Raw genomic sequence first — 15,919 nt, 5'->3', positions numbered from 1 at the left:
TCGCCGCCGACAGCCCGGCGGGGCCGCCGCCGACGATCACGACGTCGTATTCCATCGATTCGCGCGGGCCGTATTGCTCGATGAGGCTTGCGGGGGTCATTGGCGTTCCTCTAACCGTTAGAATGCTTTTATTCGGGAGCGTATTGTCTGCGAAACGAAACGCTTGCCGCAACAACATGCAGGTAGATTAGCACGATCGTTCTATTTTTTGTGATAGGGTAATGCCGCCCGGGCTGTGCCGCCCGGGCTGGCGAAACGACATCGAAAGGGGATGGGCAAATGGGTCGATCGATCAATCTGGAAGGCAAGGTTGCGCTGGTCACGGGCGCGTCGAGCGGCCTGGGGCAGCGTTTTGCGCAAGTGCTGTCGCAGGCCGGCGCGAAGGTCGTGCTCGCGAGCCGCCGCGTCGAACGCCTGAAGGAGCTGCGCGCGGAGATCGAGGCGGCGGGCGGTGCCGCGCACGTCGTGTCGCTCGACGTGACCGACGTGCAGAGCATCAAGGCGGCCGTCGCGCATGCGGAGACGGAAGCCGGCACGATCGACATCCTCGTGAACAATTCCGGCGTGTCGACGATGCAGAAGCTCGTCGACGTGACGCCGGCGGATTTCGAGTTCGTGTTCGATACGAACACGCGCGGCGCATTTTTCGTCGCGCAGGAAGTCGCGAAGCGGATGATCATGCGCGCGAACGGTGGCGGCAACGGCAAGCCGCCGTGCCGGATCATCAACATCGCGTCGGTGGCCGGGTTGCGCGTGTTCCCGCAGATCGGGCTGTACGCGATGAGCAAGGCCGCGGTCGTGCAGATGACGCGCGCGATGGCGCTGGAGTGGGGCCGCCACGGGATCAACGTGAACGCGATCTGTCCGGGCTATATCGATACCGAAATCAATCATTACCTGTGGGAAACCGAGCAGGGCCAGAAGCTGCAGTCGATGCTGCCGCGCCGGCGCGTCGGCAAGCCGCAGGATCTCGACGGGCTGTTGTTGCTGCTCGCGGCCGACGAGTCGCAGTTCATCAATGGCTCGATTATCTCCGCCGATGACGGTTTCGGCCTCGCGTGAGCGGATGACATTCCGCAACAAAGAAGACTGCAATGAGCGCAACAAGCGATTACTCACCCGTTTTTGAGATGTCGATGCCGATCCGCTGGGGCGACATGGACGCGTTCGGCCATGTGAACAACACGGTCTATTTCCGCTACATGGAGCAGGCGCGGATTTCGTGGTTCGAAGCGCTCGGCATCGCCGGCGGCAACGGCGAGGGGCAGGGGCCCGTCATCGTCACCGCGTCGATGGAATTCCTCAAGCAACTGCACTATCCGGGCGACGTGATCGCGAAGATGTCGGCCGCGAAGCCGGGCCGAAGCAGTTTCGACACCGGTTTCGAGCTCACGCGCGCGGACGATCCGCGGCATGTCTATGCACGCGGCAACGCGCGCTGCGTGTGGGTCGACTACGCGCTTGGCAAGTCGGTGCCGCTGCCGCAACTGCTGCGCGACACGATCGAGCAGGCGCTCGCGACGAAAGTCGGCTGAGCGCGGCTGCCGGCAGGCCGGCACCGGATCGCCGGTGGCGTGCCGTGCCCGGTTTTCCGATGTTCCCCCCGATCGGCCGCCATGCGCGGCCGATCGTCATCCGAGCGCCGTCACGCGATGCGCGTTCACTGCCCGAGCAGGCGCTGCAGCAGCTCCGGCGTATTGTTCGTCCCGTATTTGCGCATCAGCCGCGCGCGGTAGATGTCGACCGTGCGCGAGCTGATGTCGAGCACGCGCCCGATCTGCTTGCTGGTCTTGCCGGTCGCGAGCTGGGCGGCGATCTCGCGCTCGCGCGGGGTCAGCTCGACCGCGACGCGGCGCGTCGCGCTCAAATCCTCGAAGGTCCAGACGCCGGCCGCGAGCGGCGCGGTGCGGTCGAGTGCGCGTCCCGTCACGTGGCACCAGAACAGCTCGCCGTCCGCGCGTTTCATGATTCTGTCATCCGAGTAGACGCCGTTCGCGACCATCACGCGTGCAATGCGCTCGCCGATTCGCTGGAATTCGTCCGTCGACGGGTAGAGCACCGCGTACGACTTCCCGATCAGGTCGGCCCGCGCGCAGCGGAAGATCGACGCGAGCGCGTCGTTGCAGTCCTCGATCACACGATCGCGCGACAGCACGAGGCCGAGCGGCGCGAGGTGGAAGGCGGTCTGGTAATCGAGATCGGGCATGGCGCGGGCAGGCGGAGGCAAATGCTTATGTATTTTTGCGTATTGTGCCGCATCGGCGTCACATCGTACCCTTTCAGGCATCTCGCGGCGGTGTGTCGCGACATAAAAACAGCGTGCCCCGACGCAGGCATTGCCGCACATGCATAGAATGGTGCGGCGGGCTTGCGCCACGTGGCGCGTGAACCGGTTTTGCTGGTTTCCATAGAGGAAGGGACAACTGATGAACAAAGTCTATCCAAGCGCGGCTGCCGCGCTGGAGGGGATCGTCCGCGACGGACAGACCTTCGCGGTGGGCGGCTTCGGCCTGTGCGGGATTCCCGAGGCGCTGATCGCGGCGTTGCGCGATTCGGCGGTCAAGGGCATCACCTGCATCAGCAACAACGCGGGCGTCGACGGTTTCGGCCTCGGCCTGCTGCTGGAAACGCGCCAGATCAAGAAGATGATCTCGTCGTACGTCGGCGAGAACAAGGAGTTCGAGCGCCAATACCTGGCCGGCGAACTCGAGCTCGAATTCACGCCGCAGGGCACGCTCGCCGAAAAGCTGCGCGCGGGCGGCGCGGGCATCCCCGCGTTCTTCACGAATACCGGCTACGGCACCGTGATCGCGGAAGGCAAGGAAACGCGCCAGTTCGGTGATCGCCACTACGTGCTCGAGCCGTCGCTGACGGCCGACGTCGCGCTCGTCAAGGCGTGGAAGGCCGACAAGTCGGGCAACCTCATCTACCGCCGCACCGCGCGCAACTTCAACCCGATGTGCGCGATGGCCGGCAAGATCACCGTGGCGGAGGTCGAGGAGATCGTCGAGAACGGCACGCTCGATCCGGACCAGGTTCATACGCCGGGGATCTTCGTGCAGCGCATCGTGCTGAACGCGACGCCTGAAAAACGCATCGAACAACGCGTCGTACGCGCGAAAGGAGACTGACATGGCCTGGAATCGTGACCAGATGGCCGCGCGCGCGGCGAAGGAACTGCAGGACGGCTTCTACGTGAACCTCGGCATCGGCCTGCCGACGCTCGTCGCGAACCACGTGCCGGCAGGCGTCGAGGTGTGGCTGCAGTCGGAGAACGGCCTGCTCGGCATCGGGCCGTCGCCGACCGAAGACGAAGTCGACGCCGATCTCATCAACGCCGGCAAGCAGACCGTCACGACGCTGCCGGGTTCGTCGATCTTCTCGTCGGCCGATTCGTTCGCGATGATTCGCGGCGGCCACATCAATCTCGCGATCCTCGGCGCGATGCAGGTCAGCAAGAAGGGCGACCTCGCGAACTGGATGATCCCGGGCAAGATGATCAAGGGGATGGGCGGCGCGATGGACCTCGTCGCGGGCGTGAAGCGCGTCGTCGTGCTGATGGAGCACGTCGCGAAGGGCGACCAGCACAAGATTCTCGACGAATGCAACCTGCCGCTGACGGGTGTCGGCGTGGTCGATCTGATCATCACCGACCTCGGCGTGATCGAAGTGACGCCGGACGGGCTGAAGGTGCTCGAACTCGCCGACGGCGTGAGCGCGGAAGAGATCCAGGCGAAGACGGGCGCGCCGCTCGACCTGAGCGCGGTCGCGTAAGCGCCGACTTCTCTGCACGACCCTCGACGCCCCGCGTTCCTCATGGAACGCGGGGCGTTTTGTCATGATTGCGATGACCGTGCGTCACGCGATTGCGCCGCCGCCGTCGATCAACACCGTCGAACCGGTTGCATAACCAGTCGTCGCCAGATACACGATCGCATTCGCGACGTCTTCCGGCCGGCCCACCCGGCGCGCCGGGAGGCGCTGGGCGGCGTTCGCATACATCGTTTCGCGGGCGTCGGCGGCAAGCTTGTCCCACAGCGGCGTCGCGATCAGGCCCGGCGAAACGGTATTCACGCGTACGGGCGCCAGTTCCAGCGCAAGGCCGCGCGCCAGCGCTTCCAGCGCCGCATTGATCGCGCTCTGCAGTACCGACGACGCGCTCGGTCGCACGCTGAGATAACCCGATACGAACGTCAGCGATCCGCCGGATGCGATGTCGATCGCGCGGGCGACACGGTATGCGCCCCAGAACTTGCTGTCCATCGCGGCCTGGGCGTCCGCGAGCGGCAGCGAGCGGAGCGGGCCGGTGGCGGTCTTCGCGGCCGAGATCACGACATGGTCGAACTGACCGGCACGCGCGCAGAATGCATCGACGGCCGCCGTATCGGTGATGTCGAGCGCTTCGGTACGCACGTGCCCGCTTCGCGCGAGATCCGAGCCGGCCCTCGCCGGATCGCGCGACGCGATCGTCACGACGGCGCCACGCTGCGCGAATGCTGTCGCGGCCGCGGCGCCGATACCGGAGCTGCCGCCGACGACCAGTACTTTCTTTCCGTGTAGCGAATCATTCATGATGGTTTTCCGAAGTGAGGAAGTGAGTGGAATCCGGTCAGAGCGCTTCGGTTTCGCGTAGCGTCGACCGGCTGCGCAACGCAAAGCGTGCGATGTCGTCCTTGCGCATGAACGCGACGCCCGGATGCGAGCGGGCGTAGCGCAGAAATGCGTCCCATGCGCGGACCATCTGCGGCGTGCCGCTGATCCGGTCGTGCGCGCTGATCGACATCAATCTGCGCCGCTGCCCGGCCTCCGCGTACAACTGGTCGAAATCGAGCTTGATCTGTTCGAGGAACATCGTCGGCGAGTAGTTGCGGCCCTCGATCAGCAGGATGTCGTTGTTGCGCAGCGTGTATGGCACGACCACGAAATCGCGGCCGCCGACGGTCTCGACGAACGGCTCGTCGCGACTGACGTCATCGATGTGGTACACGTAACCGAGTTCCTGCAGCAGCGACAGCGTGTGCGGGCCACGCCGCAACCAGTTGCAGTTGTAGCCGATCGGGCGCTGCCCCGTCACCGCCTCGACCATGTCGCGGGCTTCCGTGAGGAAGCGGCGCTCGTCGTCACGGTTCATCGCGAATTGCGATCGCCATGTCGGCCCGTGCGCGGCCGCTTCATGGCCGCGCGACACGATCTCGCGTGCCAGTTCGGGATGCCGGCGGGCGGCTTCCCCGATCATGTGCGACGTCACTTTCACGCCGTGCCGGTCCCACAGGTCGAGCAGGCGCGGAATGCCTTCACGGTAGCCGTACGCGAACCACGTGGCCGACGCCGGATCGACCGGCACCGACGCCGGGAATTGGACAGGCGGAAACGGACTGTCCGCGCCCTTCGGCGGCTGTCCGCCGGCCTCGAACTGCATCGAGATCGAGATCGCGAGCCGCGTATCGTCCGGCCAGAACCCGCCGATGTCCGTCGCGGCGGCGCCCGGTATCGGCGCGGCGACCGCCGTGCGCGATGCGCCCGCGGCCATCGCGATGCCGGCAGCCACGCCGGCGCCGGCTTGCGCAAGAAAGGTGCGGCGGCCCGGCTGCATCGCGGACGAATCGTTGTCGCTGAAAGTCATCGTTCCCTCCGTCATCCGACGAGTCCAAGCTGACGCATCAGCGTCAGGTTGTCCTCGATATGCCAGTTTTCCGCTATCCGGCCGTGATCGATTCGATAGATGTCGGTCGCGATGAAATCGACCATCTGCCCGTGTCCGGCCGTGCCATTGAACATGCCGATGAAATGGCCCCGAAAGTGCAGATGCACGACGACCCGGTTGCCGGCGACGATCATTTGTTCGATGTCGCAACGCAGGTCCGGGACGGCAGCACGCATCGCTTCGGATGCCGCGATTGGCCCCGATACGCCTTGTGCGCGACCCGCCGGCAAGGTCCGATCGATGAAGTCTGGCGCGAGCGCCGCGCGCGCGAGCGCGGCATCGCCGGTATCCCAGAACGTGCCGTAACGGCGCGCGGCGAGAATCTGCTCACGGGCCTGCGCGGCCGGCACATCGGTCGCGACGGTCAGGCCGTGAGGCTCGACGAGTTCGGTAGCGCGCGATGCGGCGGGCGAAAGCGCGGCCACGCATGCCGCCGCGGCGATCATGCGGGCGATCGGGCGAGCGATTGAAGAAAGACGAATCGACATGGTTTGGAGGGTCCTGTAAGGGGCATCGTGGGACGACGCGGAACAGGTATGGTAGGTTTCTGTTCTTGATATAAATACGGGGAAAAATCGAATGGATTATTCGAAAAAAGGAAAGATCGAGCTGAGCCGAGCGCTGCGATGCTGATCGACGATCTCGCCGCGCTCGATACCTTCGCGAGGATCGTGTCGGCCGGCAGCCTGTCGGCGGCGGCGCGTGAGCTGGACCTGTCGCTGTCCGTCGTGAGCAAACGGCTCGCGCATCTCGAGTCGCGCCTGGGCGTGCGACTGCTGCACCGGACAACCCGGCAGCAGACGCTGACCGACGACGGTGCACAGTTTCATGCGCAGGTGCTTCGCATCCTGGCGGAGGTCGAGCGCGCCGAAACGCTGATGAGCGATCGCCGCGGTACGGTCGGCGGCGTGCTGCGGGTGACGGCCCCGGGCGAGTTGGGCCGGCTGCGGATCGCGCCGCTCGTCGCGGCGTTTCGGCGGCGACATCCGGAGTTGGTCGTGCATCTGATGCTGACCGATACGATCGTCGATCTGCTCGCGCAGGACATCGACGTCGCCGTGCGGATCGGTAGCCTCGCCGATTCGACGATGATCGCGCGCGAGTTGGCGCCGAATCATCGCGTGCTGTGCGCATCGCCGCGCTACCTGGCCGCGCACGGGCAGCCGGCTCATCCGGCCGAGCTTTGCGCGCACCAGTGCATTGTGCTGGGTGATCAACCCCGTACCGAGTGGCGGTTCGACGGTGCCGACGGTACGGTTGCCGTCGGCGTGACAGCGGCATTGCTGACGAACGACGGCGGTGCGGCGCGTACGCTGGCGCTCGAGGGGGCGGGCATCGCACTGAAGTCGATCTGGGACGTCGTCGAGGATCTCGATGCCGGCCGGCTCGTGCGCGTGCTACCGGCATTCGCGGCGCCGGCGGCACCGCTGCACGCGGTCTATCCCGGCGGCCGCCATGTGCCGCTGCGCGTGCGGGCATTCGTCGATTTTCTGCGCGAGCAGCTGCGCGGTACGTAGTACCGCGATGCGAGTCGCCGCGAACGATGCGTTGGAGAGCCGTGGGCGTGTGGCGCCTCGCCGTTACGAAGCGGTTTACAATCGTTTGCACTAGGCGGCTCGTCGGTTGCAAGCGCGGCCCGCTGCGCCGCCGCCGTTCCACAGGATGCCAACGATGCCAACGACTTCAGCGAATTCCCCGGTTCCCCGTCAGCGACGCGTGCAGTGTGCGAGCGCCGCCGGCCTTCACCACGTTGCCTATACGGAATGGGGCGATCCCGCGAATCCGCGCGTGCTGGTCTGCGTGCACGGCCTGACGCGCTCGGGGCGCGATTTCGACCGGCTGGCCGCCGCGCTGTCCGATACGTATCGCGTCGTCTGCCCCGATGTCGCCGGGCGTGGCCGCTCCGACCGGCTGGCCGATCCGCGGCTCTACGCGATTCCGCAGTACGTGGCCGACATGGTGACGTTGATCGCACGGCTCGACGTGGAATCGGTCGACTGGTTCGGTACGTCGATGGGCGGCCTGATCGGCATGGCGCTCGCCGGGCTGCCCGGTTCGCCGCTGCGGCGGATGATCGTCAACGACGTCGGCCCGCGCATCGAGCCCGATTCGCTGACGCGCATCGGCGAGTATCTCGGCGTGCAGCCGCGCTTTGCGACCGAGCAGGAGGGGATCGACTATCTGACGTCGCTGTCGCTGCCGTTCGGTGCGCTGAGCGCCGACGAGTGGCGCGAGATCAACGGGCCGCTGCTGCACCAACTGCCCGAAGGCGACTGGACGATGCGCTACGATCCGCGCATCGCCGAGCCGTTCAAGGCGACGACGCCGGAGCTGGCCGCGCTCGGCGAGGCCGCGCTGTGGCGCGCGATCGAGACGACGGATGCGACGCTGCTCGTCGTGCGCGGCGAGACGTCCGACTTGCTGTCGCGCGAGACGGCGGCTGAAATGGTCCGTCGCGGCCGGCATGTGACGCAGGTCGAGATCCCGGGGGCGGGCCACGCGCCGGCGTTCGTCAGCGCCGACCAGATTGCGCTCGCGCGGCGGTTTTTCGTCGAAGGCGGCGCCTAAACGCGTCATAATATGCGGTTCGGCGGCACGCGGGCCGTGCCGCCCGATTCCTCACTCATCACGACCGGAACATTTCATGGCAGTCATTCGTCACCACGTCGGGGCCCGTCTCTCCGAAACCGCGATCCACAACGGCACCGTGTATCTGGCCGGCCAGATCGCCGAAGACACCACGCAGGACATCCGCGGCCAGACGCGCGAAGTGCTCGGCCACATCGACCGTCTGCTTGCCGAAGCGAACAGCGACAAGGCGCATCTGCTGTCGGTGCAGATCTACATCTCGGATCTCGCGAATTTCGAAGGCATGAATGCGGAGTGGGACGCATGGGTCGCGCAGGGCAACACGCCGCCGCGCGCCACCGTCGAGGCGAAGCTCGCGGATCCGGCGCTGCTCGTCGAGATCGTCGTCGTCGCCGCGCAGCGGAGCTGAGCGTTATCCGACGATGATCGTATTCCGGCAGGCCGTGCAATGACCGAATCCGTTTCCGCATCCTCCGTCGCGGCGCCGTCGTTCGACGACGTGCTCGCGTTCGTGCGCGAGCGGGCCGGCGATGCGCGCCTGTCGTCCGGCGAGTTGCTCGCCGATCACTCGGCGGGCACGGCGGCGATCATGCGCACGCTGAACGTCGATCCGTCCGCGATGCAGGCCGCCGCGCTGTTCGTGCTGACGCCGCACCTGAGCGACCCCGAACGCGAGCTGACCGAGCGTTTCGGCGACGAAGTCGCGCGGCTCGTATTCGACGTGCGCAAGCTGTTGCGGCTCGGCACCGTCAGCCTGCGCGTCGCGCAGAACGCGAAGCCCGACGCCGGGCGCGACGCGGCGCAGGAGCGGCGTACGCAGATCGAGGCGCTGCGCAAGATGCTGCTCGCATTCGCGCAGGACATCCGCGTGGTGCTGATCCGGCTCGCGTCGCGGTTGCAGTCGCTGCGCCACTATGCGGCCGCGAAGATCGACCCGCCGCCGGACGTTGCGCGCGAGACGCTCGAGATCTATGCGCCGCTCGCGAATCGTCTCGGTATCTGGCAACTGAAGTGGGAGCTCGAGGATCTCGCGTTCCGCTTCGAGGATCCCGTCACCTACAAGCGGATCGCGAAGCTGCTCGACGAGAAGCGCATCGAGCGCGAGGCGTACGTCACGCAGGCGATCGCGCGGCTGCAGCACGAGCTCGCGGAGGCGAACATCCAGGCCGACGTCAGCGGCCGGCCGAAGCATATCTACAGTATCTGGCGCAAGATGCGCGGCAAGGAGCTCGATTTCTCCGAGCTGTACGACGTGCGCGCGTTTCGCGTGATCGTGCCGGACATCAAGGATTGCTACGCGGTGCTCGGCATCGTGCATCACCTGTGGCAGCCGGTGCCGAAGGAGTTCGACGACTACATCTCGCGGCCGAAGCCGAACGGCTACAAGTCGCTGCATACGGTCGTGATCGGCGACGACGGCCGTGCGTTCGAAGTGCAGATCCGCACGCAGGAGATGCATCGTTTCGCCGAGTATGGCGTCGCGGCACACTGGCGCTACAAGGAGGCCGGCGCGCGCGGCTATGGCGGCCAGTTCTCGGCGAGCGACAAGTACGACGAGAAGATCGCATGGCTGCGCCAGTTGCTCGCGTGGAAGGACGACGTCGAGGACGGCGCCGAAGTGTCGGGCGACCAGGCGTGGGCGCAACTGCGCGAAACGTCGCTCGACGACGACCACATCTACGTGCTGACGCCGCAGGCGCGCGTGATCGCGCTGCCGCAGGGCGCGACGCCGGTCGATTTCGCGTATCACCTGCACAGCGAGCTCGGCCATCGCTGCCGTGGCGCGCGCGTCGACGGCGTGATGGTGCCGCTGAACACGTCGCTCGCGAACGGCCAGACGGTCGAGATCGTCGCGGTGAAGGAAGGCGGGCCGTCGCGCGACTGGCTGAACCTCCAGCTCGGTTACCTGAAGAGCTCGCGCGCGCGGCAGAAGGTGCGTGCGTGGTTCAACTCGATCGAGCAGGAAGAAAACGTCGCGCACGGCCGCGCGCTCGTCGAAAAGACGCTGCAGCGCGAGGGCAAGACGTCGGTCAATCTGGACCATCTCGCCGCGAAGCTCGGCTTCAAGTCGCCCGAGGAGCTGTTCTCGGTCGTCGGCAAGGAAGAATTCAGCCTGCGCAACGTCGAGCACGCGCTGTCCGATGCGCCGCCGCCGGAACCGGCGCCCGAGGCCCCGGCCGATTTCGAGAAGCGCAGCAGCGGCGCGAGCGTCGCGCATGGCGCGTCGACCGGCGTGCTGGTGGTGGGCGTCGACGCACTGCTGACGCAACTGGCGCGTTGCTGCCGTCCGGCGCCGCCCGATCCGATCAGCGGTTTCGTCACGCGCGGCAAGGGGATGTCGATCCACCGCACCGACTGCCCGACGTTTCGCCGGATGGTCGAGCGCGCGCCGGAGCGCGTGCTGCAGACGACCTGGTCGGCCGACGTGCTGGGCGGGCGCGGCGCGTCCGTCTATCCGGTCGACCTGATGATCGAGGCGAGCGACCGGCAAGGGTTGCTGCGCGATATCTCCGAAGTGTTCGCGCGGGAAAAGATCAACGTCGTGGGCGTGAAGACGCAGAGCCGCCGCAATGCGGCATTCATGCAGTTCACGGTCGAGGTATCGAATTCGGCGCAGGTGCAGCGCGCATGCACACTGCTCGGCGAGGTGCAGGGCGTCGTGCGGGCAGGACGAAAATCGTGATGGGGTTGGAACAGCGTTATTTTGCTGCAACCGCATAAAACGCTTGCCAAGCCGGTAGCAACTCCATATAATCTTGGCTTCTCTAGGCTCGTAGCTCAGCTGGTTAGAGCACCACCTTGACATGGTGGGGGTCGTTGGTTCGAGTCCAATCGAGCCTACCAACGAATTGAGAATGCCCGGCCTCCGGGCGTTCGATGCAGTACACAACTCAACGCGAACAAGGCGAATACGGTTATGACACCGCGAACGTTGACCGAAACCACTTCGGAGCGACGCTAGTCGAGGAACGTTTTCGCCCTTTCAGTTGAGTGAAGTATCGAATGCGGCCCCTCGAAAGCGGGGCCGCATTTTTTTTGTCGCGAATTTTCCCGCGTGAGTTTGACTCGCGTACCTGGTCTGCCGCCCACTGTCGGCATCACGGAGATTGCTATGGTTTCGATACGCTTGCCTGACGGCTCAGTTCGACAATACGAGCATCCGGTGACAGTTGCCGAGGTTGCGGCCTCCATCGGTCCCGGCTTGGCGAAGGCTGCGCTGGGCGGCAAGCTCGACGGCGAGCTCGTCGATACGTCGACGGTGATCGATCGCGACGCGTCGCTCGCGATCGTCACGGACAAGGATGCCGACGGCCTCGACATCATCCGTCACTCGACCGCCCACTTGCTCGCATACGCGGTGAAGGAACTGTATCCGGACGCGCAGGTGACGATCGGCCCGGTGATCGACAACGGTTTCTATTACGACTTCTCGTACAACCGCCCGTTTACGCCGGAAGATCTGGAAAAGATCGAAAAGCGCATGCAGGAACTCGCGAAGAAGGACGAGCCGGTCACGCGCCGTGTCGTGTCGCGCGACGAGGCCGCCGGTTACTTCCGCAGCATCGGCGAGAAGTACAAGGCCGAGATCATCGAATCGATTCCGCAAAGCGACGAAATCAAGCTGTACTCGCACGGCGGCTTCACCGATCTGTGCCGCGGCCCGCACGTGCCGTCCACCGGCAAGCTGAAGGTCTTCAAGTTGATGAAGGTCGCGGGCGCGTACTGGCGCGGCGATTCGAAGAACGAGCAGCTGCAGCGCATCTACGGCACGGCCTGGACGAAGAAGGAAGACCAGGATCAGTACCTGCACATGCTCGAGGAAGCGGAAAAGCGCGACCACCGCAAGCTGGGCAAGCAGCTCGACCTGTTCCACATGCAGGAAGAGTCGCCGGGCATGGTGTTCTGGCATCCGAAGGGCTGGGCGCTGTGGCAGCAGGTCGAGCAGTACATGCGCCGCCGCGTCAACGAAGCCGGCTATCTCGAGATCAAGACGCCGATGATCATGGACCGTTCGCTGTGGGAGGCGTCGGGCCACTGGCAGAACTATCGCGAAAACATGTTCACGACGGAGTCGGAGAAGCGCGACTACGCGATCAAGCCGATGAACTGCCCGGGCCACGTCCAGGTGTTCAAGCATGGCCTGCGCTCGTACCGCGACCTGCCGCTGCGTTACGCGGAATTCGGTTCGTGCCACCGCAACGAGGCATCGGGCGCGCTGCACGGCCTGATGCGCGTGCGCGGCTTCGTGCAGGACGATGCGCACATCTTCTGTACGGAAGAGCAGTTCATCGCCGAGTCGATCGCGTTCAACACGCTGGCGATGAGCGTGTACAAGGATTTCGGGTTCGAGCACATCGACATCAAGCTATCGCTGCGCCCCGAACAGCGTGCGGGCACCGACGAAACGTGGGATCGCGCCGAGCAGGGCTTGCGCGACGCGCTCACGGCGTGCGGTCTGTCCTGGGAGGAACTGCCGGGCGAGGGCGCGTTCTATGGCCCGAAGATCGAGTACCACATCAAGGACGCGCTCGGCCGCTCGTGGCAATGCGGCACGCTGCAGCTCGACATGGTGCTGCCGGAGCGCCTCGGCGCCGAGTACGTGGCGGAAGACAACAGCCGCCGCCGGCCGGTGATGCTGCATCGCGCGATCGTCGGGTCGATGGAGCGGTTCCTCGGCATTTTGATCGAGCACCATGCTGGTGCAATGCCGGTCTGGCTCGCGCCGTACCAGGCAATTGTGCTCAATATCGCCGAAAGTCAGGCCGAATATGCGCAGTCCCTGGCCCAATCGTTGCAAAAACAAGGGGTTAGAGTGGCGGCCGATTTGCGCAACGAGAAGATTAGCTATAAAATACGCGAGCACACGCTGGAAAAGGTGCCTTATCTCCTCGTCGTGGGCGATAAGGAGCGTGATGTGCAAACGGTAGCCGTGCGTGCCCGTGGCGGCGTCGATCTTGGCGTAATGCCGGTCGAAGCCTTCGTTGAGCGTCTGCAGGAAGACCTGCGCTCGTTCAAGTAACCGCCCTGGCAGCGCGGCTCGTTTTTTTAATTTTTAGAGGAAACGTAACATCGCTACTGATAAGTCGTCGCACCGCATCAACGGTGAAATCACTGCGCCGGAAGTGCGCCTGGTCGGGATCGAGAACGAACCGCTCGGTATCGTAAAACTCGCTGATGCTTTCCGTAAATCGGAAGAACTGGATGTTGACCTGGTGGAAATCGCGCCGCAAGCGGTGCCGCCGGTTTGCCGTCTGATGGATTACGGCAAGTTCAAGTACCAGGAATCGAAGAAGCAGCACGAAGCGAAGCTGAAGCAGAAGGTCATCCAGGTGAAGGAAGTCAAGTTCCGCCCGGGTACCGATGACGGGGATTACAACGTCAAGCTCCGCAATCTCGTGCGCTTCCTCGAAGAGGGCGACAAGACGAAGATCACGTTGCGTTTCCGCGGCCGCGAAATGGCTCACCAGGAAATCGGTATGCGGATGCTCGAGCGTCTGCGCACGGATCTCGAGGAAGTCGGCCAGGTCGAGCAGATGCCGAAGATGGAAGGGCGCCAGATGATCATGGTGCTCTCGCCGAAGAAAAAGAAGTAACGAGCCCGCGCGCATCGCGCGCAGGTTCGACAGTGGTTCGGCGCGCTGCCCGATCGGGGCGGCGTGCCAACAACGACGGCGGCTGCGCAAGCGGGTCGCCGTACACAAGTGGACTGGGTTTCGAAGGGCGGGTCAAGGGCGCAAGCCAACCGCACACCCATCGCCATCTAATAAACTGGAGTTGTTCGTCATGCCTAAGATGAAGACCAAGAAGAGCGCTGCAAAGCGCTTCGTGGTGCGTCCGGGCGGTACCGTCAAGCGCGGTCAAGCCTTCAAGCGCCACATCCTGACCAAGAAAACCACGAAGAACAAGCGCCATCTGCGCGGTGCAACGGCAGTTCACGATTCCGATCTGAACTCCGTCCGCGCGATGCTCCCGTTCGCGTAACCCTCAACTGATACTCCAAGGAGAGAAACATGCCTCGAGTCAAACGTGGGGTAACCGCACGGGCCCGCCATAAGAAGATCATCAACCTGGCCAAGGGTTATCGCGGCCGCCGCAATAACGTCTACCGCATCGCCAAGCAGGCGGTGATGCGCGCTGGTCAGTACGCGTACCGCGATCGCCGCAACAAGAAGCGTGTGTTCCGCGCACTGTGGATCACGCGTATCAACGCGGCAGTTCGCCAGCACGACATGACCTACAGCGTGTTCATCAACGGCCTGAAGAAGGCGTCGATCGAACTCGACCGTAAGGTGCTGGCCGACATGGCGGTGTTCGACAAGGCTGCTTTTGCTGCGATCGTCAAGCAGGTGAAAGCCGCCGTTGCAGCCTAATTGCGAAATTAGCACTGCGTGGTTAGTTGCAGCGAGGTTCCGGTAGTCTCGGCCGCTGCAGCGAAAACGGGGCTCTTCCGAGCCCCTTTTTTGTTTGGTGGGCGGTTTCGCTCGCCAAGACCGAATGACGTTGGAAATGATGGGATCTATGGATCTGGACCAGATTGTCGCCGACGCGCAGCAGTCCTTCGAACAGGCTGCCGACATCACCACGCTCGAAAACGAGAAAGCGCGATTTCTCGGTAAATCGGGTGCGCTGACCGAGTTGCTGAAGGGCCTCGGCAAGCTCGATCCCGAAGCACGCAAGACCGAAGGCGCACGCATCAACGTCGCGAAGCAGCAGGTCGAAGCCGCGCTCACCGCTCGTCGCCAGGCACTGGCCGACGCGCTGCTGAATCAGCGCCTCACCGCCGAAGCGATCGACGTGACGTTGCCGGGCCGTGGCGCCGGCGCCGGCAGCCTGCACCCGGTGATGCGCACGTGGGAGCGTGTCGAACAGATTTTCGGCTCGATCGGTTTCGACGTGGCCGACGGCCCCGAAATCGAGACCGACTGGTACAACTTCACGTCGCTGAACAGCCCGGAGAACCATCCGGCGCGTTCGATGCAGGACACCTTCTACGTCGAAGGCAAGGATGCCGACGGCCGCCAGCTGCTGCTGCGCACGCACACGAGCCCGATGCAGGTGCGTTATGCGCGCATGAACCGTCCGCCGATCAAGGTGATCGCGCCGGGGCGCACGTATCGCGTCGACAGCGATGCGACCCACTCGCCGATGTTCAATCAGGTCGAGGGGCTGTGGATCGACGAAAACATCAGCTTCGCCGATCTCAAGGGCGTCTATACCGACTTCCTGAAAAAATTCTTCGAGCGCGACGACATCCTCGTGCGCTTCCGTCCGTCGTATTTCCCGTTCACGGAACCGTCGGCCGAGATCGACATGATGTTCGAGCAAGGCAAGAACGCCGGCAAGTGGCTCGAAATTTCCGGCTCCGGGCAGGTGCATCCGACCGTGATCCGCAACATGGGCCTCGACCCCGAGCGCTACATCGGTTTCGCGTTCGGCAGCGGCCTCGAGCGCCTGACGATGCTGCGTTACGGCGTCCAGGATCTGCGGCTGTTCTTCGAGAACGACCTGCGTTTCCTGCGCCAGTTCGCATAACGCCGCTCGCCGCGCCGACCTGTGCCCGCGCACGCCCCGACGGACGTTTCCGAGGGGCCCGGGCGTCGATCTAACCTGTTTCGAACGTAGACA

General features: G+C 64.5%; 17 protein-coding genes and 1 tRNA gene. 14 read left to right on the top strand and 4 right to left on the bottom strand.

Annotation, left to right across the window (positions count from 1 at the left end):
• The first annotated feature begins 279 nt into the window (after positions 1-279).
• Both WS61_RS02495 and WS61_RS02490 read left to right on the top strand, forming a co-directional pair.
• Positions 280-1,062 carry an SDR family oxidoreductase gene (locus WS61_RS02495; RefSeq protein ID WP_011545236.1) on the top strand — a complete coding sequence of 261 codons (783 nt, stop codon included), beginning with the start codon at positions 280-282 and terminating at the stop codon, positions 1,060-1,062.
• 32 nt (positions 1,063-1,094) lie between these two features.
• The gene (locus WS61_RS02490; protein WP_034207097.1) at positions 1,095-1,535 is read left to right on the top strand and encodes a thioesterase family protein; all 441 of its coding nucleotides are present in this window, start codon (positions 1,095-1,097) and stop codon (positions 1,533-1,535) included.
• 125 nt (positions 1,536-1,660) lie between these two features.
• On the opposite strand, the gene WS61_RS02485 is transcribed toward WS61_RS02490, so the two are convergent.
• Positions 1,661-2,206: a LuxR C-terminal-related transcriptional regulator gene (locus tag WS61_RS02485; protein ID WP_012328362.1), complete on the bottom strand. Its 546-nt coding sequence runs from the start codon at positions 2,204-2,206 to the stop codon at positions 1,661-1,663.
• Positions 2,207-2,426: 220 nt separating this feature from the next.
• Here WS61_RS02485 and WS61_RS02480 point away from each other — a divergent pair, with 220 nt between their 5' ends.
• The gene (locus WS61_RS02480) at positions 2,427-3,131 is read left to right on the top strand and encodes a CoA transferase subunit A (RefSeq protein ID WP_012363722.1); all 705 of its coding nucleotides are present in this window, start codon (positions 2,427-2,429) and stop codon (positions 3,129-3,131) included.
• Position 3,132: 1 nt separating this feature from the next.
• Complete coding sequence (locus WS61_RS02475) at positions 3,133-3,774, top strand: CoA transferase subunit B (RefSeq protein WP_040144027.1); 642 nt, start codon at positions 3,133-3,135, stop codon at positions 3,772-3,774.
• A gap of 84 nt (positions 3,775-3,858) precedes the next feature.
• On the opposite strand, the gene WS61_RS02470 is transcribed toward WS61_RS02475, so the two are convergent.
• Genes WS61_RS02470 through WS61_RS02460 form a run of 3 tightly spaced genes read right to left on the bottom strand, consistent with a single transcriptional unit; the run spans position 3,859 to position 6,192 of the window.
• Positions 3,859-4,572 carry an SDR family oxidoreductase gene (locus WS61_RS02470; RefSeq protein WP_059499078.1) on the bottom strand — a complete coding sequence of 238 codons (714 nt, stop codon included), beginning with the start codon at positions 4,570-4,572 and terminating at the stop codon, positions 3,859-3,861.
• Positions 4,573-4,609: 37 nt separating this feature from the next.
• A complete protein-coding gene (locus WS61_RS02465; RefSeq protein WP_059499077.1) occupies positions 4,610-5,638 on the bottom strand; it encodes a polysaccharide deacetylase family protein in 1,029 nt (342 codons plus the stop codon).
• Positions 5,635-6,192, bottom strand: a complete 558-nt coding sequence (locus WS61_RS02460) for an ester cyclase (RefSeq protein WP_059499076.1) — start codon at positions 6,190-6,192, stop codon at positions 5,635-5,637. The genes WS61_RS02465 and WS61_RS02460 overlap by 4 nt, the downstream gene beginning before the upstream one ends.
• Before the next feature lie 138 nt (positions 6,193-6,330).
• Here WS61_RS02460 and WS61_RS02455 point away from each other — a divergent pair, with 138 nt between their 5' ends.
• The 10 genes from WS61_RS02455 to pheS all read left to right on the top strand — a co-directional run bounded on the left by WS61_RS02455 (position 6,331) and on the right by pheS (position 15,826).
• Positions 6,331-7,221, top strand: a complete 891-nt coding sequence (locus WS61_RS02455; RefSeq protein ID WP_059499075.1) for a LysR family transcriptional regulator — start codon at positions 6,331-6,333, stop codon at positions 7,219-7,221.
• A gap of 154 nt (positions 7,222-7,375) precedes the next feature.
• The gene (locus WS61_RS02450; protein ID WP_059499074.1) at positions 7,376-8,272 is read left to right on the top strand and encodes an alpha/beta fold hydrolase; all 897 of its coding nucleotides are present in this window, start codon (positions 7,376-7,378) and stop codon (positions 8,270-8,272) included.
• 76 nt (positions 8,273-8,348) lie between these two features.
• Positions 8,349-8,702 carry a RidA family protein gene (locus WS61_RS02445; protein WP_027784253.1) on the top strand — a complete coding sequence of 118 codons (354 nt, stop codon included), beginning with the start codon at positions 8,349-8,351 and terminating at the stop codon, positions 8,700-8,702.
• Positions 8,703-8,741: 39 nt separating this feature from the next.
• Positions 8,742-10,976 carry a bifunctional (p)ppGpp synthetase/guanosine-3',5'-bis(diphosphate) 3'-pyrophosphohydrolase gene (locus tag WS61_RS02440; RefSeq protein WP_059499073.1) on the top strand — a complete coding sequence of 745 codons (2,235 nt, stop codon included), beginning with the start codon at positions 8,742-8,744 and terminating at the stop codon, positions 10,974-10,976.
• A gap of 84 nt (positions 10,977-11,060) precedes the next feature.
• Positions 11,061-11,137, top strand: a tRNA-Val gene (locus tag WS61_RS02435).
• Between the two features lie 268 nt (positions 11,138-11,405).
• Complete coding sequence (gene thrS, locus WS61_RS02430) at positions 11,406-13,313, top strand: threonine--tRNA ligase (protein ID WP_059499072.1); 1,908 nt, start codon at positions 11,406-11,408, stop codon at positions 13,311-13,313.
• Between the two features lie 49 nt (positions 13,314-13,362).
• Positions 13,363-13,887 carry a translation initiation factor IF-3 gene (infC, locus tag WS61_RS02425; RefSeq protein WP_071734130.1) on the top strand — a complete coding sequence of 175 codons (525 nt, stop codon included), beginning with the start codon at positions 13,363-13,365 and terminating at the stop codon, positions 13,885-13,887.
• Between the two features lie 190 nt (positions 13,888-14,077).
• On the top strand, positions 14,078-14,275 hold the full coding sequence (gene rpmI / locus WS61_RS02420; RefSeq protein WP_004191477.1) for a 50S ribosomal protein L35: 198 nt from the start codon (positions 14,078-14,080) through the stop codon (positions 14,273-14,275).
• Positions 14,276-14,304: 29 nt separating this feature from the next.
• Positions 14,305-14,664 carry a 50S ribosomal protein L20 gene (rplT, locus tag WS61_RS02415; protein WP_004192938.1) on the top strand — a complete coding sequence of 120 codons (360 nt, stop codon included), beginning with the start codon at positions 14,305-14,307 and terminating at the stop codon, positions 14,662-14,664.
• A 148-nt stretch (positions 14,665-14,812) separates the two neighbouring features.
• Complete coding sequence (gene pheS, locus WS61_RS02410) at positions 14,813-15,826, top strand: phenylalanine--tRNA ligase subunit alpha (RefSeq protein ID WP_006486107.1); 1,014 nt, start codon at positions 14,813-14,815, stop codon at positions 15,824-15,826.
• The last annotated feature ends 93 nt before the right edge of the window (positions 15,827-15,919 follow it).

Source organism: Burkholderia sp. ABCPW 11 (assembly GCF_001523445.1).
Lineage (GTDB): Bacteria > Pseudomonadota > Gammaproteobacteria > Burkholderiales > Burkholderiaceae > Burkholderia.
The sequence above is the reverse complement of the archived record's forward strand: the minus strand, read 5'-3'. Positions and strand labels throughout refer to the sequence as shown.

Coding starts and splice junctions, on each gene's coding strand:
- WS61_RS02495 (WP_011545236.1), top strand. CDS start 280: ATGGGTCGATCGATCAATCTGGAAGGCAAGGTTGCGCTGGTCACGGGC.
- WS61_RS02490 (WP_034207097.1), top strand. CDS start 1,095: ATGAGCGCAACAAGCGATTACTCACCCGTTTTTGAGATGTCGATGCCG.
- WS61_RS02485 (WP_012328362.1), bottom strand. CDS start 2,206: ATGCCCGATCTCGATTACCAGACCGCCTTCCACCTCGCGCCGCTCGGC.
- WS61_RS02480 (WP_012363722.1), top strand. CDS start 2,427: ATGAACAAAGTCTATCCAAGCGCGGCTGCCGCGCTGGAGGGGATCGTC.
- WS61_RS02475 (WP_040144027.1), top strand. CDS start 3,133: ATGGCCTGGAATCGTGACCAGATGGCCGCGCGCGCGGCGAAGGAACTG.
- WS61_RS02470 (WP_059499078.1), bottom strand. CDS start 4,572: ATGAATGATTCGCTACACGGAAAGAAAGTACTGGTCGTCGGCGGCAGC.
- WS61_RS02465 (WP_059499077.1), bottom strand. CDS start 5,638: ATGACGGAGGGAACGATGACTTTCAGCGACAACGATTCGTCCGCGATG.
- WS61_RS02460 (WP_059499076.1), bottom strand. CDS start 6,192: ATGTCGATTCGTCTTTCTTCAATCGCTCGCCCGATCGCCCGCATGATC.
- WS61_RS02455 (WP_059499075.1), top strand. CDS start 6,331: ATGCTGATCGACGATCTCGCCGCGCTCGATACCTTCGCGAGGATCGTG.
- WS61_RS02450 (WP_059499074.1), top strand. CDS start 7,376: ATGCCAACGACTTCAGCGAATTCCCCGGTTCCCCGTCAGCGACGCGTG.
- WS61_RS02445 (WP_027784253.1), top strand. CDS start 8,349: ATGGCAGTCATTCGTCACCACGTCGGGGCCCGTCTCTCCGAAACCGCG.
- WS61_RS02440 (WP_059499073.1), top strand. CDS start 8,742: ATGACCGAATCCGTTTCCGCATCCTCCGTCGCGGCGCCGTCGTTCGAC.
- thrS (WP_059499072.1), top strand. CDS start 11,406: ATGGTTTCGATACGCTTGCCTGACGGCTCAGTTCGACAATACGAGCAT.
- rpmI (WP_004191477.1), top strand. CDS start 14,078: ATGCCTAAGATGAAGACCAAGAAGAGCGCTGCAAAGCGCTTCGTGGTG.
- rplT (WP_004192938.1), top strand. CDS start 14,305: ATGCCTCGAGTCAAACGTGGGGTAACCGCACGGGCCCGCCATAAGAAG.
- pheS (WP_006486107.1), top strand. CDS start 14,813: ATGGATCTGGACCAGATTGTCGCCGACGCGCAGCAGTCCTTCGAACAG.